The following is a 23,602-nucleotide window of genomic DNA, read 5'->3' as shown; positions in this document are numbered from 1 at the left end:
TTTATCATAAAATTCTATCAATTAACGCTAATTTAAGGAATGAATTCAACCTTTAAAATCAAACGTCCCTCTCTAGTCAACTGGAAAACCGTTTGGCTGATTATTACAACTTTATCTCTAATTTGGTCATTCCAAATAGCCGGAATTTTTCAACAAGAATTAGTGAACTTTGGCGGGTTTAGCTTAGTTAAACCATTTCTCAAGGCTGCTTTTTCTCCCGAACTTAACCGAGAATTTATTCAACTGACCCTAGAAGCAAGTTTAAAAACCTTAAGCTTTGCAGTTTGTGGTACTGTTTTCAGTATTTTCATCGGTGTAATTGGCGGTTTATTGTCCTCAGAAATTTGGTGGCGATCGCTTTCTCCTGATTCTTTAGCAACCCCTTGGTTATTTGTGCGATCGCTTTTAGGCATTCCTCGTTCCATTCACGAAGCGATTTGGGGCTTATTTTTTATTAATATCTTTGGACTCGATCCGCTTGTCGCTATTTTCGCGATCGCCATTCCTTTTGGTAGCATTACCGCCAAAGTTTTTTCAGATATTTTAGATGAAACCCCACGCCAAGCTTTAACCGCCCTTTTGAGTAGTGGTATTTCCCCTCTCAACGCCTTTCTTTACACCCTATTTCCCCAAGCCTTTCTCAACCTTTTATCTTACACTTTTTATCGATTTGAATGCTCTATCCGTTCAGCGACTCTATTAGGAATAATCGGGGCGGGTGGCTTGGGTTATGAAATATTACTCAGCCTTCAATCCTTGCGTTATCATCAAGTTTGGACGCTATTAATTGCATTAGTTATTTTAACCGGATTGACCGATCTGTGGAGTTCAAGCTTGCGTCATCGTTTGGGTGCGCCCTCTCGCTTAGATCTTAATATTTTGCAGTTAAAAACCGACAAAAAATACAACGAAAATTCAGAAAATATAGCAGTAAAGAAATATTGTTTTCCTTCTTTTGTTACCCTATCTGGTTATTTTACCCTAATTTTAATTTGTTTTTCCTTTTGGGATATTAACGCTGATTTTTCTAAACTGTGGTCGCCTCGAACTTGGCAATTATTCGTCTCAATTTTACAAGAAGCGTTGCCGCCCGATTTTAGCGAACTTGAACAGCTTTTTACCCTAGCCCAACAAACTCTCGCCCTGTCTATTTTAGCGATAATTATAGCAGGTTTAGGTGGGATTTTACTCTCATTTCCGGCTGCAAATAACTTCTTATTACCCGGTGGAATCTTTGATTTTAGTCAAAATAAAAATCCTCCTTTGTTCAACTTTGGTATCGTCATTTGGGGTATAAGTCGGTTTATCTTACTCTTTGCTAGGTCTGTTCCTGAACCAATTTGGGCGTTAATTTTTCTGTTTATTTTATTTCCCGGAATTTTACCCGGAGCCATTGCTTTAGGGTTACATAATCTGGGGATTTTAGGACGATTAATGGCAGAAGTTACAGAAAATTTAGATCAGCGTCCCTTGCGATCGCTTTCGGGGTTAGGCGCCACGAGTCCTCAAGTGTTTATCTATGGCGTTTTACCCTTGACGCTTCCCCGGTTTATCGCCTATATTCTCTATCGTTGGGAAGTCTGTATTCGGGCGACTGTAATTGTGGGTTTAGTTGGTGCAGGTGGCTTAGGACGGTTACTCACAGAACAACTAAGTAGTTTTGATTATAACAGTGTTTTGGCGACCTTAATTGTTTTTGTTTTTCTCACCATTTTTGTCGATTTTATCAGTCATTTTATGCGAAAAACATTAAGATAAAAAAATGAATGGGTTAGATGATTCTTATTTTAAGTCGATGAATTGAGGCGATCGCCTGTTTCCACATCAAAGCAATGGAATTGTTTTTTGAACAGAGAAACGGTAATATTTTCTCCCTCCCAACTTCGATCAGAAGGAACCATCATTCTGACTGTATGATCCGAACCTGTTACTCGCAGACTCAGTAATTTTTCTTTGCCAAAATCTTCAACGAGAAAAATATAACCTGTGATTGTTTGACCCGTTTCTATTTCTCCTAAGCTAATATCTTCAGGACGAATTCCCAAAATAACTTGATGAGGTTGAGTTTTCAAGGGAGGTAAAATAATCTGATATTCTCCTAAAATTGCTGTATTTTTCTGGCAGTTAAGCTTGAGTAAATTCATTTGAGGACTTCCCACAAAACCCGCGATAAACTTATTGGCAGGTGCAGTGTAAATCTCACGAGGAGAAGCGAGTTGCTGTAAATATCCCTCACACAAAACCGCAATTTTATCCGATAAAGTCATCGCTTCGATTTGGTCATGGGTGACATAAACCACTGGCTTATTTTGGGATTCAAATAACTGTTTTAAATCAGCCCGAACCTGTTCTCGCAATAACGCATCTAAATTACTCAAAGGTTCATCTAATAAAAAGATATCAGGATTTCGCACTAACGAACGAGCCAACGCCACTCGCTGACGCTGACCTCCCGAAAGTTGACCGGGTTTGCGAGTTAGCAGATGTTCTAAACCGAGTCGTTGCGTCACATCTTGAACTCGTTTTTCGATTTCCTCTCGCGAAGTTTTACGCAGTTTTAAAGCGGCTGAAATATTTTCAAACACACTCATATGAGGATACAGTGCATAGCTTTGAAAAACCATTGAAATATTGCGTTTTCCGGGTGGAGTTGATGTCACATTTTTTCCGCCAATCAAGACTTTTCCTTGGGTGGGTTGTTCGAGTCCTGCTATTAATCGTAATAGGGTTGATTTCCCGCATCCAGAAGGGCCGAGTAAGGTGAGAAATTCACCATCTTTTACTTCTAAACTAATATCTTTAACGGGAACAACAGAGGGAGCGAATTGTTTACGGAGATTTTCAAGTTTGAGTTCAGCCATAGTTAATCGTTTTTAAATTGAGTTTTTAATGAAAAATTAACCCTTAACAGCGCCCGCCGTAATGCCTTGAACAATCCGTCTTTGAAACAGCAAAACTAATAGAATTAAGGGGAATGTTCCCGCAATTGTCGCCGCAGCAATTGGCCCGTAAGGAATTTCATAAACAGAAGCCCCTCCGAGTTGAGCAACAGCAACCGGAATCGTATACAAGTTTTCTCGGGTAATAAAAGTTAGGGCAAAAATAAACTCATTCCAGGCAAAGATAAACGTGAGAATTCCCGTTGTAATTAACGCTGGAGTGGTCATCGGCAGAACAATTTGTAATAACATAGAAATAGTATTATAACCGTCTATTTTAGCCGAGTCTTCTAAATCTTTAGGCAGTTGTTGGAAGAAACTTCTAAGAACTAAAATGGTTAAGGGTAAGTTGATCGCAGTGTAGGGAATAATCAAGGCCAGATAGTTATTTCCCAGTCCCAAAAATTTCACGACTTCTAGCAGTCCTAAAAATAATAACACATAGGGAAATAAAGTCACCAGTAATATAAAGCCTAAAATGATATTTTCACCCGGAATTCGCAACCGGGCTAGAGTATAAGCGGCTGGCGCACCGATTGCTAAACAAAAAAGTGTTGAAGTCAAAGAAACAAAAGCACTATTAAGAATATATCCAATAAAAGGTGAACCTAAATTGAGATAATGTTCAAGCGTAAGTTGATTGAATTTAGGGAAATAAATTGCAGGAATCGCAGCAATCGCTTCATTGGTTTTAAATGAGGTGAGAATTTGCCATAAAATCGGAGCTAAACAAAAGATAACGGTAAATATAACTCCAATAAATAGAAGAATATTTTTCCAATTGATGTCGGTTGGTGTTGCCGAGGTGTCAGATTTGGAAATATTCGCCATAACTTATTGTCCTCCAGTTAAATTAACACGACTTTTTGACAGTAAAAATGCGGCAATGGCTACAGCTATTACTAATAAGAAAAACGTCACCACAACTAACGCCGCCCCATATCCAAAATCCAAATAACGTCTAACGGTTGCATAGATATAGATAGAAACGGTTTCTGTAGACCCTGCTGGCCCTCCTCCCGTCATCACTTGAACTAAATCAAATACCCCAAAAGCTTGAGCAAATCTAAACAGTAAGGCGATAATAATTTGAGGCATTAAGAGCGGTAAAGTGATTTGACGAAAACTCTGAATAGGTGTTGCTCCATCAATCGAATGCGCTTCATATAAATCCATCGAAATCGATTGCAATCCCGCTAACAAAAGAATAGAAATAAAAGGGGTAGTTTTCCAAACTTCTGCGACAATTAAAGCAAACATGGCTCTTGTGGGATCACCTAACCAAGTGATGCTCGTTTCCATCAATCCTAAGCGTTGTAATAGGTCATTGACGACCCCATATTGACCATTAAAAATCCACGCCCAAGCTAACCCCATAACAGCCGTTGGTAACGCCCAAGGAATGAGCGCTGAGGTTCGCACAAATCCTCGTCCGCGAAAGCTTTGATTGAGAATAAGAGCAATTCCCATGCCCAAGATTAATTCTATTGTAATTGAAATCAGAGTAAAAACGCTGGTATTCCACAAACTTTGCCAAAAACGACTATCTCCCAGTAGGCGAGAATAATTGTACAGTCCTGAAAAAATCGGTTGTAACTGAGTGGCTAAATTTTCGGTAAAAAAACTCAACCAAAACGCCCGAGCAATCGGATAAATAAACACCAATGCTAAAATGAATAAGGCAGGCAAAATCAGTAACCATCCGGTGGTTTTTTCTCGTTGTTCAATATCTTTTTGTTTCATTCATCTTTAATATAAACGACAATCAACTATTTTTAACTGTTGATTTTTTGTTTTCCTCCTAATAATGTTCGGGTTTCTCGGGCTGCTGCTTGCATCGCAGCTTCGGGAGTTTGAGAACCTGTTAAGACGGCGCTCAGATAACGTTGCAAAATGTCAGAGGTTTGAGCATATTGGGCAATAGGCGGACGTAAAACGGAGTTATTAATCACCTCTAAAAGTTGAGGATAATGGGGATATTTCGTAACTAATGCTGCATCTAAAAACAGTGAGCGCCGCCCCGGAACAAACCCGGTTTTTAAAAAATACTCGCGCTGCACATCAACCGTATTAAAATATTCAATTACTTTCCAGGCTTCTTCTTGATGAGGTGAATTACTGGAAATACCAAATCCCCAACCCCCTAAACAAGCCCCACTATTTAAGCCGGGCGCATGAACCATTGGTTTAATGCTAAATTTGTTAGCTATTTGAGATTGATTTGCTAGGGGAACAACATAGGGCCAATTGCGTAAAAAAACGGTATTTCCACTTTGAAAGAGTAATCGACTTTCTTCTTCTGAATAAGTCGTTACATCTTCTGGAGAAATTCCTTCTGTAATCGTTTGACGCAAAAATTCAACGGCTGCAATCGCTTCAGGTTTATCGAGTCCAACTTCATTGGTTTCTGGATCAACCCAAAATCCTCCAAATCCTTCTAGAACTTCGGTAAACATAGCCGATAATCCTTCATATTGTTTTCCCTGCCAAACATATCCCCATTGGGCTAAACCTTTGTCTTGAATTTGTTTAGAAATCTTGAACAAATCTGCAAAAGTTGCTGGCGGTTCAACCCCAATTTCTTTCAACAAATCTGTGCGATAATACAGCATTCCACCATCAGCCCGCAGAGGCATTCTATACAGTTTATCTTGATAACGTCCTCCCTCTGTGACTCCTTCTAAATAGGGTGTTAATAAATTCGGATCAACCCAAGGCGATAAATCCGCTAACCATCCGGCTGCTGCAAATTTTTGCACCCAAACGATATCCATATACACAATATCATAGGGTGAATCTCCGAGTAAAAAGGCAGAGGTATAAAGATCTTCAACTAAGTTCGTATTATTCGGCCCTCGAACAATTTCTAGAGTAATATTAGGGTTTTTTTGGTTAAAATCTTCAGCAAAAGATGCGAATTGGGTTGCTTCTCCAGCTTGTACTAAAAATCGGACAGTAACAGATTCTTGAGAAAATGAGGGAAAATAACTGAATAGCCCAATACTGAAAAGCGTTGCGATCGCTAACCCGATTATCTGAATTACGCGCCGACTCCCCAGGAATGAAACCGAGAAAAAAATGAACTGATATTTTGATTTTTGACCCTCAAACATTATTTGTATTTAAAATAAAATAACTGCAAAAATAGCCCCTAAATTCATGTTGAATAAAAATGCTATAATGCCAAAATTTTAGGTCATTTTAACACGTTGAGGGGAAAAGTTCCCCTCTCCTAAGATAGAGATCTAATCAATTCCCTCCGACTCAATGACTCCATTTGTCGCGATCATGAGGTTCATCGAAGTTAATAATCGGCCCTTTCGGAACGACTCGGGTAGGATTAATTTGAGTATGGCTTTTGTAGTAATGGCGTTTGATGTGATCTAAATTGCAGGTTTCTTTAACTCCTGGTGTTTGATAGATATCTTTGACGTAGTTCCAGAGGTTAGGATAATCGACAATTCGCCGTAAATTACATTTAAAATGACCGTGATAAACGGCATCAAAGCGAAATAGTGTTGTGAACAGACAAACATCAGCTTCCGTGAGTTGATTTCCACACAAATAACGCTGATTTTCTAACACCTGCTCCCAGTGATCGAGATGATTGAATAATTCGGTCACAGCTTCTTCATAAGCGCTTTGAGTTGAAGCAAAACCCGAACGATAGACGCCATTATTAATCGGTTGATAAATCGCGTCAAGGGTCTGATCAATTTTCTCTTGAAGTTCCTCGGGATATAAGTTTAAATCCGATTGAGTATAAGCCGAAAATTCTAGATCCAACATCCGAATAATTTCCCGTGATTCATTATTAATCATCAGTTGATTGGGCTTATCCCACAAGACTGGAACTGTTACTCGTCCAGTATATTGAGGATGAGCTTTTACATAAAGATCGCGTAAATATTCACAGCTATTAACAAGATCAGGAATACAACCGGGTTCTTCGGAAAATTTCCAGCCCTCTTCCCCCATTTCAGGATCAACAATTGAAACCGTAATCACATCTTGTAGTCCTTTTAAATTTCGCATAATTAACGTCCGATGCGCCCAAGGACAAGCTAAACTGATATAAAGATGATAGCGATTAGATTCGGGCTGAAAAGGGGTTGAACCATCGCTTTTAATCCAGTTGCGAAACTGGGTTGGCATTCGGTTAAATTTGCCTTGATTATCTTGTTCTGTCCATTCCGTTGTCCATTTTCCCTCAACTAACATTCCGAGTGGCATGATTCCTCCTGTGGGTGTTCAGTTTCTTCAAACGTTCTATTTCTAAAGACTTGCCCTTTTTATTTTAATTCAGAATCAAAAAATAAAATGAGTCGCCGTAAAATTTCAACCCCCTTGATCTTTGAACTGTCGTTAAGCTATACTGATAAGTCTATTAATAAATATTAAATGATCTCTGATTCGGAATAAATTTTTCTCAATGTTCAAATCATACAGAGATTATCGCCGGAATTGATCACTATGTATTTTGGTTATTACCCTTATTTGCATTCATGCTCGATGGCTATTTCTTAGGATTAACAGAAGGGGTAATCTTGCGAAACGGTGCGATCGCCGCTATTGTTGGCTGTGTGGCGATGGCAATTAATGCTTGGCAGTTCCACAGTTCCCATCTGTTATGGTTCGCGTTATCATTATTCATGGCAACACGAGTGCTAACGTTAGGCTTAAAAGTCCCCTTAACCTTCAATCAAATCTCAAAAACCGACCCCACACTTTCCTCAAGCCTCACAAGCTAGTTAACTCGGGGAACGATTAACACTGGGCGAGCCATCCCTAAAAAAAATATTGCCTGAAAAGAATTGATTTAGATCTGGGCAACCTACAATGAATACGTTAGAGTTGTTTTGAATGATCAGTCCGTTGCCTCGTCGTGTCGGTTTTTCAGCCTGGACAGTTTCCCGAGAATCGAGACAATTTCGTTCAGACTCACACACTCGGCTGGGCATTTGAACAGATTAGGAGGATAGCCGTGCCGCCAGATCAACAGCAGTACCAAAAAATTTTCCTCGCCTTCATGGAAGAAGCCGGAGAACACCTGGAAATCATGGAACAGGGGCTAAAACGCTTGCCTGCTGTCATGGCAAACCCCGATCGCGAAGAGGCGATCGCCATCTACCGTGCTGCTCATACCATCAAGGGAGGTGCGGCGATGCTGATGAATCAAAGCCCCAGTTTAACCAGTATTAACAAAGTCGCGAAAAGTTTGGAAGACTGCTTTAAGCCCATCAAAGATGCTCCCTTTAAAGTAGACGCTACTGCTCAAACTCTCGCCAATAAAGCCTATGAAGTTCTGAAAAATCTGATTAGCCGTTGTCAAAGTCCAGGCGGGTTATCTCCTCAAGTGGGCGAAAAAATTGTCACGGCATCTGCTCCCCTGTTTGAGAAACTTGAAGCTCACTTGCAAGCCCTCGCCAGTGGCAAAGCCGCTCCTGCAACTCCTGCGGCTCAACCGACTGCGACAACCCCAGGCGTTCCGAAAGCCGCCGCTCAAGTGATGACGGTTCTCAAACCGATGTTGCAAGGCTTCAAACAAGCCGAGTCTGCCGCTTCTCGCAAACAAATCGCCGCTTTATGTGGTCGGCTGACGAAAGTTGGCCCTGCTGTAGCTCCTTGGCAAACCCTCGTTAAAACAGCTTACCAAGCGATCGGCAACCCCAGCAATTCCTACGCCGATTTAGCCAGCACGGTGATTAAGGAATTGAAGCAAGGCTCTGAGTTCCTCGAAGCCGGAAAAGCCAACGAAATTGCCCCCAGTCCCGCTTTACTGCAATTGGTGTCTGGAGCCGCTAAACCTGCGGCAGCCGCTCAAGAAATTACCATCCCGGCTGATCCGAAAGAAGTGGTGAAAGTGCTGCTGAAAACCTTTGATAAAAAGCAATTACAAGCGATCGCCCAATTGCTGATCAAGCACATCAAGACCTAAAATTTAGCCTGATCTGCCTGCATCTTCTCTCTGCCTTTCTAACAGCGACAACTCAATGGGAAGCGTAAAGTGAAACTGACTGCCCTGATCGCGCCCTGCTGACTCCGCCCAAATCTCTCCGCCCATTCCTTGGACGATCTGACGACAAATCGCCAAACCCAAACCCGTCCCACCCACCGAGCGTTTGAGAGAATCTTCCTCTTGATAGAAGCGATCAAAAATCGTTTCAAGCTGACTGGGTTCAATTCCGCGTCCGGTATCGGCGATCACGACTTCTAACATCGGAGTTCGGGGACGATAATTGTCTTGATGAGCTTCTGGCGGTTTGACTTGGGCTTGAATGGTTACTTGTCCGTCCCTTCCAGTAAACTTACAGGCATTATCCAACAATTTCGTTAAGACTTCTACCAATCCCTCGCCGTCTACCCGTACACAAGGCAATTGAGGAGATAATTCGATCGCGATGGTCGGCAAGTGATCCCTTCCCCAAATCCCCCTCAGACCACAAAGCGCAAACTCTAAAGCTTCTTGGAGTTGCATCGGTTCGGGACGGCGATAGGTTTTACCGCTTTCCAACTTATAAAGGGTGAGAATATCTTGAATCAGGCGGCGCAGTCGTTCGGCATCGATTAAGGCCATATCCAGCATCGTCTGACGAAATTCTATCGGCATATCGGGTTCGCTGGCAATACTTTCCAGGCAAATTTGGATCGTTGAAAGTGGGGTTCGTAATTCGTGAGCAACAATCGCAATTAAGTTATTTTGAATTCGTTCAATCGCTTCGAGTTGTTCATTGAGTGAGATTAAATTAGCGTAGGCTTGAGCTTGAGTCAGAGCAACGCCAATTTGAGTCGCGATCGCTTCGAGTAAGGCAATATCCTCAGCCTGCCAATGATAGGGTTGTGATCCTCCGCCATAATGCAACTCGATCATCCCTAAGAGGGTTCCCCGATAGCGAATCGGGACTAACAACCAAGCCTGAATATTGGCTTGTTCAATCTTGGCTTTCAGTTGCGGATGTTCTAATAAATAGGCATTTTGAGAGACATCATCAATCGCTAAGGCCCGATCTTGAGCCTGAACCGCCACAAACAAGGGATTATCTATTAAAGACCAAGATTGTCCTTTTAAGGCTGACATTCCCAAGGGTAAAAACTCATATTCAATTTCAGCCTCTCGGACTCGAGAACTCAAACGATACAGCAAACAACGACAATTTTCAAACGTTTCGCCAATCTCCTGCACCGCAATGGCGAAAATCTCATGGGAGTGCAGGGAACTGCGAATCGCCGTAGCAATCACGTTAATCAGACGTTCTCGACGTTCTTTATCTGCGATCGCACGGTAGGCTTTGAGGAGTTTATATTGATTGGTTTGCAAATAGGTGACTAAGCGCTGGGCGAAGATTTCCGCCTCAATAACCTGCGGGGTTGGTATTGCAACCGATTCCGATGGATTGATCGTCAGTTGGTATTGTTGGTAAGCACGTTCTACTTTGGTTCTCAGTTGTGGACAGTCCGCGACAATATATTCTAAAAGCCAGCCTGCCGCCGAACGACAGACTTGAGGATCAAAGGTCCATAATCCTTCAAATCGCCTGGCTTGATCGACGAAATTTCCATCTTCCGACTCTTCTCGACACACTAAACAAGCGCTGTACTGTTCGGCGACAATCACTAAATGCCATTCTTTGGCGAGGGCGTCATCCGGTTGTAGGGCAAGAATTTCATAGGGTTCCCTGTTGAGACTCCAGTCAGATTTCGCTTCCGGTACCGCTAAAACATAAACCTGATCACTATGTTGAGCAATTTGGCGATAGCGACGAATTTCTTGCCGATAAAAACGCTCTTGTTGAAAACTGGCAATCACCAAAGCGGCGTCTGATCGGGCTAACACTAAGTCTTCAATTGCGTGAGACAGAGCCGTTAGAGTCGATTTAAAATAAACCTGTGTCCGCAGGTTGGGAAAGTCGGAATTTTCCAGCAAATCGTGCAGTAAAGAATTAGGGTTGCTCATAGGAGTCTCAAGCAAGTTAGGGGAAGGATGCCGGAGCCTGCCTGTTTGTCGGAGACGTGCCGTAATCCATCGCAAAGACATTCAGACGATCGCTGATTAAGATAATCATAGTTGTGATCGTCCACAGGCGTGATCTCGTTTTCCGTTGTTCTCACCAGATACAAGCCTTTGAAGTCATCTCGGAAAAGCCACTTGCTCAAAATTAGACTTTTTCTGTATACGAGCAATTTTAACCCGAAAAAGCCCGAAAGTTAGCGATTCACACAATAATCTAGGTTTAATAAGACATAGGGAAACGCAAAGGTAAACCAGCTTCCCCAAACTTGTTCGGCGCGTTCACTATCAATAAAAGTATTAATCGTTCTTCGCCACTGGATATCATTATCGGGCAGAACTAAACCATAAAAATCACAAGTTAGGGGATCTTCAGGAACTAAGGTATAGTTTTCAAAGGGTAGTTTTTGTCTAAACAGTTCTCCCAGGGTGAGAATTCCGTCATTCGCAAAGGCATCAATTTGATCATTGGTTACAGCTTTAACGGCTTCTGAAATGGCGTTTTCTCCTCGAAAATAAATCCTTTGGGTTTGCGGATATTGCTGTCGCATGAATTGTTCAGTGGTTGAGTTTCTTAAGACTCCTGTTTTTATTCCGTTCAGATTACTGTTGGGTTTAATTTTATCTTCATTTTTGGTTTGAATTAAAAACTGAGTTCCGCTAATAAAGAAAGCTTTAGAAAAGGAAACACCGGAAATATTATTGCGGATTGAATTCGGGCCACATTCGAGATGAACCGTTCTATTGCTAACAATTTGAAAGCGATTATCTAAGTTTGAAGGAAATCTAATCAGTTCAACTTCAACGGGTGTATCTAGTGTTTCGGTTAAATGTTTAGCCAAAGATGTGACCAATTCTGAACAATAACCAGTCCAGTTTTGTTTATCATCAATATAGCCAAACGGCGCCGCATCCCGTCTCATGGCTATTTTTAAAACACCTGTGCGTTTAATTTCCTCTAAAACAGTTTCATTAGGCGGAGGAGGTGTAGCAACAATTGGAGATTTGGGTAAAAGGGGAGCAGGTGCTGGCGCTCCGTAGGCGGTTTCTAATTGTTCTAGAGTCAGTGATTGAATAAAGTTAATATCTAAGCCTTCCTGACTCAGAGATTTATTGTAAGAAGAACTGAGATAGGGTAAATCTTGTTGACGTTGTTTGAGATGGACATTAAAAAATGCCGTACTTAAACCAAAAAAATAAGGTCTTCCTAAGTCAAAATTTGTCCCGATAATAAATTTAGGAATACTGGAAACGCCTTTCGTATCGGAACGCAAAGTTGAAGAAAAATGAGTCCCCGGATTCAATAAAGCAAGATATTTATCCGGGGATTTTAACCATAAAAACGGATGAATTTGTTCTTGAACAACCGGAGTGACAATATCTGTTGAACCCGCAACCATTAAGGTGGGAACTTCCACTTTACTCATCCCTTCTGGCCCGTATAATGCACTGGTTAGGGGATGCGCCGCCACAACCGCTTTAATCCGAGAATCACGCAAGTCATAGTTATTTTGAGGCAGATAAACCGCTCGACATTGCAGTAAAAGAGACAGATTTAAGGTGAAGTTATCCGGGTTACATTCTTGGCTCAATCGATTAAAATTAATTTCTGCACCGCCTAATGCTAAAGCGGTTGTTCCTCCAAAGGAATTGCCAATCACTCCAATTTGATTAAAATCAATCAGTTTCTGCCAGAATGGATCGGTTTTTACTAATTTTTCAACTTCGTCTAATAGATAGATAATGTCTAAAGGACGGCTGATATATTCAATCGGACTCAGCAGTAAACCCACCTCACCTCGAATAAAGGCTTCCCGATATCCTAAACTGCTGCCAATGTGTTCGGGAGTCGCAACAATATAGCCATAAGATGCAATATGTCGGGCTAAACTATCGTGACCTTTATAGGAACCAAAACCATGACTCGAAATAATTAAAGGAACAGGTTTAGTCAGTCCTTCTGGAATTAAAAAATCTACATCGAGTCGATAGGAATCTGCTAAACCTGTCTCCGTTTGGCGAATATTCCGAACTTGAAAACTCACTTCTTTTTTCGTGAGTTTATAAGGCCCGGGTTCTCGGAAATCAATCAATTGAGAAAAATCAACTTTGGGTTCAGCCTCGGCTTCAATTTTTGCTTGTTGAATAATCGCTTGAGTTGCAGCTTCTCGATACCCAAAAAGAATCGGTAATTCATCGGCTAATTGCAAAATTAGATTAGCATTCACTCGAATTCTTTCAGCCGGAAATTTCCGAATGATATTTAATAACGTGAACCCTTCCGGATCAGCCGCCGCCGTGATAATTGCCAAGCGTAAAGCTTCTGAACCATTTGTGTTAGAATCAACTTGTAAAACCTGCCCAATTTGTCGAAATAAAGGATCAGCAAGCGGCATCTTAACCGCAAGCGCAACCAGATCAGGATTGACATTAAAACGCTGTCCTAAGACTTGACGAAAACTCCCTAATCTGTTTTTACCAATTAATCCTGCATAAAGACCAAAGTCACCCGTTATTTTCCCTTCATTAACAAAAGTTTCTAAGTTATCAACCGACATATAAACATCGATTGGCGGATAAGAGAAGGTAATCTGTTCGGCACCCAAAGCGACTTTCGGTTTAAATAAAGTCGGCAATATTCCACAGGCTAAGACTAAACCCGAAGACAGCAAACTCACTAGGCTGACTCGGGCTAACTTGACTCGCTTGTTCATCTTGCATCGGACTTGAGAAGTATCATATTAGTATAGATAATTCAGGTCACTTTTTAGAATTTCCGGGTTATTTGTTTGCACTTCCGATCATTTGAGTCAGAACTTCTGTTAACTGATGTGAATTCGATGAGGATAAGAAACTCAGGGTATGGGGTTCTTGACTGATCCAAGCCGCATAGGAGGAACGCAAATAGGGTTGATAGTTCGTCTGATTACTGACATAAACTTGAAAAAAGGCTAGACTCATCGCATTAACATAGGATTCGATCATCGGTAAGTTTTCACTGACTAATTCGGGTAAGGCTTCTTCTTCTAAAGATTCAAATTCTTTTAAAGCTTCAAAGTTTAGATTTAGGTGTTGTCCGCCTTTGATCAGTGCAAAATATTTATTGGCTGAGGATAACCAAGTGAAAGAATGCAGTTGTTCGAGCATCACAGGTGTGAGTTGATCATGGCTTCCCGCTCCCCAAAAAATGGGGATATTCACTTGACTTAAACTGGCTTCTCCATAAACACTACGACTCACCGGATCAACGAGAAAAGCAGCAGCAATTCGGTGATCTTTTAAGTTATAGTTTTGATTGGGCAGGCTGAGGGCTTGACATTGCAAAAGACGGGAAAGATTTAAGAGTTCAATGGGAGAACGACAATCTTTTTTAAGCTGATCAAAGTTGATTTTGGCTCCCGCTAAAGCCAGGGCTGTATACGCTCCAAAAGATTGACCCGCAATTCCCACTTTTTTGAGATTGAGTTTTCCTTGAAATTGAGATTGATTGAGGTTTTCTAATTCATTGAGAACTTGCGTTATATCGAGAGGACGATTAATGAATTCTTGGACATCAAACACATCCGATTTTTGCCCTTCAAAAAACCCTTGCAAATGGCTAAAATTACTTCCAGGATGATGCACCGTTGCGACGACATATCCATGAGAAACTAAGTGTTGAACAAGATGTTGCCAGGTTTCGGAAGTGGCACCCAAACCGGGAGAAATCACGATAACCGGGGTAGATTCTGGTTCTCCTGGTAATTGGGTGGGAAAATAAAGATTAACCAAAAATTCGCGATCGCGATTAGAATCTTTTAGGGTTAGCGTTTCTCGGGAAACCTGATATTTACCCATTTGGCGAATATCAGCTAACTGCGAAAAGTCTGTTTCTGGCTCCTGTTTTGCTTCTATTCCGGTCATTCCTTCTAAGGTTTTAACTAAAGATAAAGTATCTTGTTTTAAAAGAGAGAAGTTGTCAAATAATTCTTGAAGTTTAACCATATCGATCTGAATTTCACCGGGAAATTGACGGATAATATTGAGGGGCGTTAAACCTTCAGAATTGGCGGCTGCTTGTAAAACAGCATTTTGCAGAGCCTCCGCGCCATTTTGATCATCTTTTACTTGAATCATTTCTCCGATTGTTTCAAACAAAAGTTCTCCCATTTTAGCTTTAAAAGCTTGCTCAAGCTGTTGATAATTAAAGGATAACTGTATTTGTAAGAGTTGCCGCAGTTGTTCTTGTTCTTCTAAGCTTAAAAGATTAAGATAGGGAGAAAGTTCCGGCTCTATTTTATTTTCCTTGGCATAACGTTCTAAAGCGGTAACTGAAACGGAAGTTTCCATTGAGCCATAGTCAATATAAATGCGTTCAGCCGCTTGAACTGAAAATGAATTCAAGACAAACGATAAAATCCCCAAGGGAAACCATCGGAAAGCTTTAAAGAATTTCTTCATTGTTTTAAATAAAATTAATCTAGAGTTTGTTTGTTCAATGACCGCTCCTCATGGTAATAAAATTACGAGAAGATTGACTAAGTAGAGGCATCCTTGATAGATTTTAAACCTTATTTCAAAAAACGTGTTGCCTCAAACTGAACACCATCCTATTTTTGTGCATAAATTTTTTCAATCCCGTGACTTTAGATACCATTTGAGATAAAATCTAAAATTAGAGTCCTAATGAAAAAGTTTAAATAAAGTTGAAATTGTCAAAACAAAAACAATTATCAATCATCGGTTGGCGAGAGTGGATTGCGCTACCTGAACTCGGCGTGACTGCAATCAAAGCAAAAATTGATACAGGCGCTCGTTCTTCCGCCATTCATGCTTTTCATGTCGAAACGTTTTCGAGAAATGGAAAGCACAGAGTTCGTTTTCAAATGCACCCTTTTCAACGCAGTGCATCGAAAACAATCACCGCAGAAGCTGAAATTTTAGATGAACGAGAAGTTCGTAACTCTGGGGGTCATGCTGAAAAAAGAATTGCGATTTTAACAACAGTTGAATTGCAGCAACAACGATGGCCTATTGAACTGACTTTAACCAATCGAGATGTGATGGGGTTTCGGATGTTACTCGGACGGGCTGCGGTACGAGGAAATTTTTTAGTGCATCCGGGTCGCTCTTATTTACTCAGTCAAAAACCCACCGATTTAGAATTATCTGAACCAGAAGACGACGATGAATTAGATTTTAAGTTTTAATTTTATTTAGGAGTTTGAGGAAGGATGAAAATTGATCTTCAAAAGATTATTGTACCACCTGGTCATCAAATCTTACTGAAAGATATTTCTTGGCATGAATTTGAACAAATTTTAGAGGAATTAGGAGAAAGCCGTGCTTCTCGGTTGTCTTATAGTGATGGAGTGTTAGAAATGATCACACCTTCATTGGAACATGAAAAGGATAAAGAAATAATTGGTGATTTATTTAAAATCTTATTAGATGCGCTGAATATTGATTTTGAAGCCTTGGGTTCAACGACGTTTAAAAGTGAACAAATGACCCAAGCCCTAGAAGCAGATACCTGTTTTTATATTCGAAATCATCAAGCAGTGATTGGTAAAAATCGGATTAATTTAACCGTTTATCCGCCTCCTGATCTCGCGATTGAAATTGATATTACCTCTCGGACAAAGTTTGATAATTATCGTCTGTTAGGGGTTCCTGAACTTTGGCGTTACAGTCAAAAAGGTTTGGAAATTAATTTACTCCAATTCGGTGAATATGTCAAGTCTGAAACCAGCCCTAATTTTCCGGGGATTCCAATCATTGAGTTGATGAATACAGTTGTGGAGAAAGCGTTAACTCAAGGAAGAAGTCAAGCTGTACGGGAGTTCCGACAATGGATAAAAGACAATATTTAAGTGATTAACTGTTTGATTTTTTCTAACGCAATTGTTACACCTTGTTTTGCTGTTTCAGAGAGATTTTCACCTAATTCAAAATCAACACCCGGAACCGAAATTAACCAAGCTTCAGGCGTTTTGTGATAAAGAGTTTTTGCTAAAGTTAATAAAGATTGAGGATTGAGATGATGTCCCCAGTTAAGTTCAGTTGTTTCTAAAGGTTTTAGAGGTAAAAGTTCAACGGTTTCTCCTGTTATCGACGCATCCACAAAAATAGCAAGATCGACTAGAGATAAAGTTTCTGCAACTTCAGGAAGCAACTGATGGAGTGCTAAACATTTCACATTGGGAATATTCCAGTTTTCAACTTCCGTTGCTACAATTTGTCCAATTCCATCATCTCGCCGAATGGGATTACCATATCCCAACACTAAGACAGTTTTTTGAGTATTTTTTGGGTTTGAATTCATCATATTGATTTTAGGATTTCTAAAAATTTTAGAGTATAAAATACGAGTTTAGCAGATCTGTTGTCAGATTTGGAAGTATAAATACAAGCAGTTTTAAAAGAGGAACAAAATAATTTATAGGCTCAAAAAATCCTACTCAGATATAATTTTATTAAGCCATCCTTTTTCCAATTGAAACGTAATAACACGAGGTATATTATCCAACGTTACTATTGCCTGAATTCCAGACGGATAATCGGCTTCATGGTTAAAGTCTGAAGTTTCTGAAAAAAGACCTTGACTTGCGTAAAGTTTGAATAATTCTTGAGGTAAATCAAAAGAAAAAAGACTTTTTTTCGTAACACTGTCTCGTAGATACCCTCCTTCCTCATTGTAGTCAATTTCTACATTATAACGGAACTTCCGTTTCTCTAAGTCGTTAATTCTTGGGTTATTATCAGGGTTAGGTACTAAAAACAAGGGAAATTGCCTTGATATCATCGCTAGTAATGCTCCGTTTAATTGATGACAGGTTCGGCAAAATTTTTGGATTGATTTGTAAACTTTTACAGCTAATAGGTAGGGGTAGGATAATTCACTATATGGAATTATATCACATAACCAGCCAAGATTAATTTCTTCATGTCTAAGACTATTTCTAATAGTGCTTCGGAGTCGAGTTAAAAACTGTTTGGGTACAGCTTGAGTATCAAAATCAGGATCAAATTCATGGATAGCATTAAGAATTGGTTGAAAAAACGTTGATTTATATAAAGGAATTAAATAAATATCTTGAGCATAGGCATATTTTTGAGCCGGAGAAGTGTAGCCTGAAGTCGAAAAAATAGCATATTGATAATGATATCGGGCTTTGGGTGGTACTTTATTTCTTGAAACCCAATATTCACTGACATCTTTCAAAACACCAACAGAATTGCGTACTACTTCAATACCAGTTTTATTTTTATTGTTGTTATGAAATTTTGCTTCAAGCAGTAGCCTCTGAGGATGAGAAAATGGGTGTGCAATAGTATAATTGGCTATTGCATCAATTTGATGTTTTCCCCCACGTCCCAGAACTTCTAAACCTGAATTTCCTTTATATAGTGTTTCATCACGACTAGCTTCTTCAATGGTCTGATAACCAGACAGCCGAAGTAAATACAGCAAGGCTTCTTCCAACAACATTCCCCGCACTTGTGAAATTGTAACCATTTACCTATTTTAATATGATTGTTCGGGCTTATTCTATGGGTTTCGACATGAAACGAGAAACTTGAAAACAGTTTAGATACTTCCTTGCTTCAACTTGTCGTATTCTTGAATCATTGACTGTAACATTTCATAGTCTTCTTTGAAGTATTTATATTTTTCTATCCAACTAAGCTCTTGAGTTTTACCCTTTAAAAAACTGGGTTCTATATCATTCAAAGCAGTGAAAATAAAAAGAATATGAGAATAAGAGGGGCAAGCATTGCAGCAATCCATAAAATATGGTATATAATGATTAGAAGAACAGGGGCAAGCATTGCAGCAACCCATAAAATATGGCATATAATGATTATAGGAGAAATTATAATGATTATAGGAGAAATTATAATGTAAAAACACTCTTTCAAGCTAATCCTACCATTCTTGGATTGAGCTTTAACTGTTTTTTGTGAGTTATAAGGATTATCAATCTTAGCGGTTTGACGGAATTGATAGTTTTTTTGGATAGAACTTGATGATTGAGATTGATTTATTGTTGCCGTTGGTTGACTATCTAATTTTGATTCACTCTTGATACTAATTTTTTCGTACCAGGTTGTTTCACTACTACCTTTCCTTCGATTTAAAATTTTGATCTCTTTGATAGACTTGACCGAAAGTTCAGTCATCTTGGTTTGTATAAAATTGACAATTTTATCTTTATCTTTAATCTTCTCACTTTCTAGCAATAGCTGCAAGCATTCATCTTTAATAGCTGATTTACAAATCCGAATTCCTTGGGGTTGCAAAGTAGAATTCATTAAGTCCGCTATTGCTTTGGGATTTCCTTGTTTTGCTAATTCATCAAGATTAAGTGTATTCATTTCTGTTGTTTCTCCTACATAAAAATTAAATCGACTAATGCTGAAACCGATGGAAAAACAGCTTCAACACCCATCACGGTCTATGCCTGTTCACATAAGCCCTTAAGATCAAGATTAAACCGAAAAGCTTAAATAAGCCATAGTAATAATACGGAACTTTTAAAAGTTTTTTGTTTAGGATAGCGTTAAAAATCTCAGTAATTTTACGGATTTGATGTAATAGTCATTAATTTACTTACAAAATTCACTCCCCTCGCCTCGCAGGAGAGGGGCTGGGGGAGAGGTTAATAACAGAAACTACGCGATCGCATATCCCGTATATTGTCGAACTTCGGGAGGATGAAAAGCAAGAACAATATGATCTTTAGGGACTCCAGCAGCAACGAGTTCATCTGTAATTCCGTCTTCAATTCCATCATAATGAATCCAGATTTTATCATTGCGAATTTCTGCATGAACAATACAGCCATGAACTCTAAGGTTATTTTCCCAACCTTCATGGATGAGTAGAAAATGGTTGCAATCGCGACTAACAATCAAAGATGTAACGACATCACCATAACGATAGGGAAGATCTGCATAATATTGAAGAATTTTCTCCAATTGATTACGCCATTCATCTAAGAATTTATTTGAGGTTTCCATAAGATTATTTCCTCAGCAATTGGATTGAAAACAATAATACGAAAATCAGGTTCTTCTAACAGAAGTTTTCCAGCTTCCTCTTGAAATATAGTGTTAAAGGTATTGTTACTAACAGCAAGATAAAGATAACGGTCTGGTTCCATTTTTTGCAGTGTTCTAGCATACAAGAAGAATTGTCCCCAGGCACTTTCAAGGTCATTGATTAGAGAAGGACTCAGAAAGCTTTTGATTTCAACAGCAATTTTTTCAGAATCTCGTTCAGCTGCAATGAGTTTTTCCGCCCCCAAATCTACAAACGTGGAACGTCCCCCTATCTTGAGGATAAGCGGATCGTCTGTAATTGTCCAACCCTCTTTAATCAAAGCAGTGCGGACAGTATCGTGATAGAGGTCTCTAGCGGGCATGAAGGTAGCTTTATTTAGACTCGATCTGTCTCTATAATAATCTTATCAGTAAAGAGAAACAAAAATTATGAACATCAAAAAAATAATTTATCTGATCCTGGCTATTGCGGGTTTAATTTTTCCCTGGTATTACAATATTCAGTTTTTTCTCACGGGAAGTTTAGCGGAATTTGTGGCGGCTTCTTCGGGTAACTTAGCGACGCAATCGATTAGTTTTGACCTGTTTATTGCAACAGTTGTTGGGTCAATTTGGATATATTTTGAGTCTAAACGTTTAAATATGAAGTTCGGGTTTATTTATATTTTGATTGGCTTTTTAATAGCTTATTCCTTTGCCCTTCCCCTCTTTTTGTATGTTCGGGAAACCAAACTAGAAGAACAGAAAGAATAAAAAACACGAAGACACAGAGAACACTAAGAGAAAAAATCTTCGTGACTTTGTGTCTTTGTGGTTCAATTTTCTTTGAGGTAGTTAGAATTAATTGCGGAAAACCTCATTAGCAATACTACCATCAGGGCGAATTAATTGCACCTGTAAAGGCATTTGACCGACGGCATGAGTGGAACAACTTAAACAGGGATCGTAGGCGCGAATTCCCGCTTCTACCCGGTTTAATAAGCCTTCTGGAATCTCGTTTCCATGAATATAATGTTTAGCAATTTGCGTGACTGTTTTATTCATGGCGAGGTTATTTTGTCCGGTGGCAATAATCAAATTTACCTTCTCAATTAACCCATTTTCATCGACATTGTAGTGATGAAATAACGTTCCGCGTGGGGCTTCACTGACGCCAATTGCTTCTAAATTATTAATCCCGGCAGTCGCCCGAACCCGTGAAGAAACGACATCTGGATCATTCACTAAATGTTCGATTTCTTCTAGACAAGCGATAATTTCAATCAGTCTTGCATAGTGATAAAAGAAGGAAGAAGTGGCAACTCGTCCACCTGCGCGATCGCGGAATTCTTGTAATTCTCGGTTGGCTTCTGGGGTACCAATGCGATCGCAAGTATTCAACCGGGCTAACGGCCCAACCCGATAAATTCCATTAGGATATCCTAACGGTTTGTAATAGGGAAACTTGAGATAAGACCAATTTTCAACCGCTTCTCCCAAGAATTCTTGGTAATGATCTTCACTCAAATGATCGGCAACAATATTGCCATCACTATCAATAAATCGCAGATGACCGCCATAATGTTCCCAGTTGCCATTTTCTGCAACTAAACTCATAAATAATGAGGGGAATTTTCCAAAGGCATCTACTTCATCGGTAAAGTGAGAATCCAGCAAGTCTTTAAACAAAACCAGGGCATTTTCTGCGGTGGTTTTTGACTCGGGAAGACGGTCTTTTATCCAAGTTCGACCTTCTTCTGATAAGGGCGATCGCACGCCTCCTGGCACCGCCCAAGCCGCATGAATTTTCTTCGCGCCTAATATTTCAATAATTGTTTGACCAAACTGACGCAGGCGAATTCCACTCCGGGCTAAATCTGGGTCAGATTCAATTAATCCAAACACATTTCGTTTAGCCGGATCGCTATCCCAACCGATGAGAAAATCAGGACTACTGAGGTGGAAAAATGATAGCGCATGGGATTGAGTTAACTGGGCTAAATTCATCATGCGCCGCAGTTTTTCACCCGCAGGCGGAACTTGTACGGCTAAGATTTTATCGCCTGTTTTTGCAGAAGCGAGTAGGTGACTAACGGGACAAATTCCACAAATTCTAGCGGTAATTCCCGCCATTTCAAACATTGGGCGACCTTCGCAAAATTTCTCAAAGCCGCGAAATTCGACCACATGAAACCGAGCATTTTCAACTTCGCCCGCATCATCTAAATAGACTGAAATTTTAGCATGACCCTCTATTCGGGTCACGGGGTCAATGACAACTGTTTTAGACATAAAAAATTATCCTTTTTTTATCCGAATTTGATCATTTCTCGCCCGGTCATTTCGGGTTTTTCCCCTTCTAATAAGGGTGCGATCGCGGCTTTAATGCGATCGGCAGAGGGCGGACACCCCGGTAAAAACAAATCGACATCCACGACTTCATGGATGGGGCGAACCCGATCAAGTAGTTCCGGGACGATACCGGGGTCTTTCGGAATTTGCGGCGTGACATCACCTAACTCTAAGTAACAACGTTTTAAAACAGGTTCAGAACCCCCTAACATATTTCGCATGGCGGGAACGTTGGCTGTTACTGCACAGTCTCCAAAAGAAATGAGCAATTTTGACCGTTCTCTAGCTTTTTTTAACAATTCAAAATTTTCTTCATTGGCAACCGCCCCTTCGACCAAACAAACATCAACATTTTCGGGAAATTCTTTGATATCACTGCCCACTGGACTGAACACAACATCAACTTTTTCTGCTAAGTCAATTAGCCATTCATCTAAGTCTAGAAATGACATATGACAACCGGAACAACCCGCTAACCAAATCGTTGCAAATCTTATCTTAGCCATTCTTTTTTCTCCCGTGCAGTTACTAGAAAATCAAGCTTAGAATGATCGTGAATCATTTCTGCTGCTGTCGATCCTTTACGGAATATTGAACCTGTTGGACAAGCATCAACACATTTCCCACAAGAGGTACAAGCACTCACTTGACCCCAAGGTTGATTTAATCCCGTAATTACTTTAGCATCAGCACCTCGTCCAGCAACATCCCAAACGTGGGCGCCTTCAATTTCATCACAGACTCGAACACAACGAGTACAGAGAATACAACGGTTATGATCGATGCCAAATTGTGTATGAGAAATATCAACTTCTCGCTTAGGAAATATGTAGGGAAAACGAGTATGATCCATCCCCACTTCTATTGCTACATCTTGCAGTTCACAGTTGCCATTTGACACACAAACAGCACAGAAATGATTCCCTTCTGAGAATAACAATTCTACCACCATTTTACGATAGTCTTGCAGTTGGGGAGTGTGGGTTGTCACTTCCATTCCTTCTGCAACTTCGGTGACACAAGCGGGAAGTAATCGGTTAATTCCTTTGATTTCAACTAAACATAATCGACAAGCCCCCACATCAGAAATTCCTTCTAAATGACAGAGGACGGGAATATGAACCCCGGCTTCTTTGGCGGCTTCTAAGATGGTTGAACCTTCTTCTACGGCAACGTCAATGTCGTTAATTTTTAGCGTTTTTACAGACATAAATGTGTTCTCCTTTTTGAGTTTTATCCCCCCTCGCCCCCCTTAAAAAAGGGGGAATTAGCTTTCTTC

22 protein-coding genes are annotated in these 23,602 nt (G+C 40.1%); 6 read left to right on the top strand and 16 right to left on the bottom strand.

Translation table 11 applies throughout. The features are described from left to right. Positions 1-39 precede the first annotated feature (39 nt). Positions 40-1,758, top strand: a complete 1,719-nt coding sequence (locus tag WN50_RS17480; RefSeq protein WP_046277684.1) for a PhnE/PtxC family ABC transporter permease — start codon at positions 40-42, stop codon at positions 1,756-1,758. A 29-nt stretch (positions 1,759-1,787) separates the two neighbouring features. Here WN50_RS17480 and WN50_RS17475 read toward each other — a convergent pair whose 3' ends face one another. The 5 genes from WN50_RS17475 to WN50_RS17455 all read right to left on the bottom strand — a co-directional run bounded on the left by WN50_RS17475 (position 1,788) and on the right by WN50_RS17455 (position 7,172). Then, complete coding sequence (locus tag WN50_RS17475; RefSeq protein ID WP_046277683.1) at positions 1,788-2,861, bottom strand: ABC transporter ATP-binding protein; 1,074 nt, start codon at positions 2,859-2,861, stop codon at positions 1,788-1,790. A 36-nt stretch (positions 2,862-2,897) separates the two neighbouring features. Then, positions 2,898-3,770: a carbohydrate ABC transporter permease gene (locus WN50_RS17470; RefSeq protein WP_046277682.1), complete on the bottom strand. Its 873-nt coding sequence runs from the start codon at positions 3,768-3,770 to the stop codon at positions 2,898-2,900. Between the two features lie 3 nt (positions 3,771-3,773). Continuing rightward, the gene (locus tag WN50_RS17465; RefSeq protein WP_046277681.1) at positions 3,774-4,682 is read right to left on the bottom strand and encodes a carbohydrate ABC transporter permease; all 909 of its coding nucleotides are present in this window, start codon (positions 4,680-4,682) and stop codon (positions 3,774-3,776) included. Between the two features lie 32 nt (positions 4,683-4,714). Beyond that, entirely contained in the window at positions 4,715-6,052 is a 1,338-nt protein-coding gene (locus WN50_RS17460) for an ABC transporter substrate-binding protein (RefSeq protein ID WP_046277680.1), read from the bottom strand. A gap of 151 nt (positions 6,053-6,203) precedes the next feature. Beyond that, positions 6,204-7,172, bottom strand: coding sequence for a glutathione S-transferase family protein (locus tag WN50_RS17455; RefSeq protein ID WP_046277679.1), 969 nt, complete (start codon positions 7,170-7,172; stop codon positions 6,204-6,206). Between the two features lie 272 nt (positions 7,173-7,444). Between WN50_RS17455 and WN50_RS32365 the strand changes: the two genes are divergently transcribed. Together WN50_RS32365 and WN50_RS17445 are read left to right on the top strand one after the other, a co-directional pair. Continuing rightward, a complete protein-coding gene (locus WN50_RS32365; protein ID WP_200906303.1) occupies positions 7,445-7,690 on the top strand; it encodes a hypothetical protein in 246 nt (81 codons plus the stop codon). A 233-nt stretch (positions 7,691-7,923) separates the two neighbouring features. Next, entirely contained in the window at positions 7,924-8,877 is a 954-nt protein-coding gene (locus WN50_RS17445) for an Hpt domain-containing protein (RefSeq protein ID WP_235441007.1), read from the top strand. Positions 8,878-8,880: 3 nt separating this feature from the next. Here WN50_RS17445 and WN50_RS17440 read toward each other — a convergent pair whose 3' ends face one another. The 3 genes from WN50_RS17440 to WN50_RS17430 all read right to left on the bottom strand — a co-directional run bounded on the left by WN50_RS17440 (position 8,881) and on the right by WN50_RS17430 (position 15,387). Continuing rightward, complete coding sequence (locus WN50_RS17440; RefSeq protein WP_049560022.1) at positions 8,881-10,893, bottom strand: DICT sensory domain-containing protein; 2,013 nt, start codon at positions 10,891-10,893, stop codon at positions 8,881-8,883. Positions 10,894-11,144: 251 nt separating this feature from the next. Continuing rightward, complete coding sequence (locus WN50_RS17435; protein ID WP_049560019.1) at positions 11,145-13,661, bottom strand: alpha/beta hydrolase; 2,517 nt, start codon at positions 13,659-13,661, stop codon at positions 11,145-11,147. 67 nt (positions 13,662-13,728) lie between these two features. Next, on the bottom strand, positions 13,729-15,387 hold the full coding sequence (locus tag WN50_RS17430) for an alpha/beta hydrolase (RefSeq protein WP_046280402.1): 1,659 nt from the start codon (positions 15,385-15,387) through the stop codon (positions 13,729-13,731). A gap of 251 nt (positions 15,388-15,638) precedes the next feature. Between WN50_RS17430 and WN50_RS17425 the strand changes: the two genes are divergently transcribed. Together WN50_RS17425 and WN50_RS17420 are read left to right on the top strand one after the other, a co-directional pair. Then, positions 15,639-16,136, top strand: a complete 498-nt coding sequence (locus WN50_RS17425) for an ATP-dependent zinc protease family protein (protein WP_046280403.1) — start codon at positions 15,639-15,641, stop codon at positions 16,134-16,136. Positions 16,137-16,160: 24 nt separating this feature from the next. Beyond that, entirely contained in the window at positions 16,161-16,799 is a 639-nt protein-coding gene (locus WN50_RS17420; protein WP_046280404.1) for a Uma2 family endonuclease, read from the top strand. On the opposite strand, the gene WN50_RS17415 is transcribed toward WN50_RS17420, so the two are convergent. The 5 genes from WN50_RS17415 to WN50_RS17395 all read right to left on the bottom strand — a co-directional run bounded on the left by WN50_RS17415 (position 16,796) and on the right by WN50_RS17395 (position 20,354). Next, a complete protein-coding gene (locus WN50_RS17415) occupies positions 16,796-17,254 on the bottom strand; it encodes a hydrogenase maturation protease (RefSeq protein ID WP_235441005.1) in 459 nt (152 codons plus the stop codon). The two genes, WN50_RS17420 and WN50_RS17415, sit on opposite strands and share 4 nt — an antisense overlap. A gap of 129 nt (positions 17,255-17,383) precedes the next feature. Next, a complete protein-coding gene (locus WN50_RS17410; protein WP_049560016.1) occupies positions 17,384-18,445 on the bottom strand; it encodes a PDDEXK family nuclease in 1,062 nt (353 codons plus the stop codon). Between the two features lie 212 nt (positions 18,446-18,657). Beyond that, complete coding sequence (locus tag WN50_RS17405; protein WP_049560013.1) at positions 18,658-19,305, bottom strand: hypothetical protein; 648 nt, start codon at positions 19,303-19,305, stop codon at positions 18,658-18,660. Between the two features lie 297 nt (positions 19,306-19,602). Then, a complete protein-coding gene (locus tag WN50_RS17400) occupies positions 19,603-19,950 on the bottom strand; it encodes a XisI protein (RefSeq protein ID WP_046278544.1) in 348 nt (115 codons plus the stop codon). Further along, positions 19,926-20,354: a XisH family protein gene (locus tag WN50_RS17395; protein WP_046278545.1), complete on the bottom strand. Its 429-nt coding sequence runs from the start codon at positions 20,352-20,354 to the stop codon at positions 19,926-19,928. The genes WN50_RS17400 and WN50_RS17395 overlap by 25 nt, the downstream gene beginning before the upstream one ends. A 67-nt stretch (positions 20,355-20,421) precedes the next feature. On the opposite strand from WN50_RS17395, the gene WN50_RS17390 reads away from it, so the two are divergent. Then, complete coding sequence (locus WN50_RS17390; RefSeq protein WP_046278546.1) at positions 20,422-20,745, top strand: DUF2834 domain-containing protein; 324 nt, start codon at positions 20,422-20,424, stop codon at positions 20,743-20,745. Between the two features lie 87 nt (positions 20,746-20,832). Here the strand turns inward: WN50_RS17390 and WN50_RS17385 are convergent, their stop codons facing one another. The 3 genes from WN50_RS17385 to hoxU are packed head-to-tail and all read right to left on the bottom strand — an operon-like array spanning position 20,833 to position 23,533. After that, on the bottom strand, positions 20,833-22,263 hold the full coding sequence (locus WN50_RS17385; protein ID WP_046278547.1) for a Ni/Fe hydrogenase subunit alpha: 1,431 nt from the start codon (positions 22,261-22,263) through the stop codon (positions 20,833-20,835). A 17-nt stretch (positions 22,264-22,280) separates the two neighbouring features. Continuing rightward, the gene (locus WN50_RS17380) at positions 22,281-22,829 is read right to left on the bottom strand and encodes an NADH-quinone oxidoreductase subunit B family protein (protein WP_046278548.1); all 549 of its coding nucleotides are present in this window, start codon (positions 22,827-22,829) and stop codon (positions 22,281-22,283) included. After that, a complete protein-coding gene (gene hoxU, locus WN50_RS17375) occupies positions 22,817-23,533 on the bottom strand; it encodes a bidirectional hydrogenase complex protein HoxU (RefSeq protein WP_046278549.1) in 717 nt (238 codons plus the stop codon). Before hoxU ends, WN50_RS17380 begins: the two co-directional genes overlap by 13 nt. Between the last annotated feature and the right edge of the window lie 69 nt (positions 23,534-23,602).

This window comes from Limnoraphis robusta CS-951, assembly GCF_000972705.2.
The sequence above is the reverse complement of the archived record's forward strand: the minus strand, read 5'-3'. Positions and strand labels throughout refer to the sequence as shown.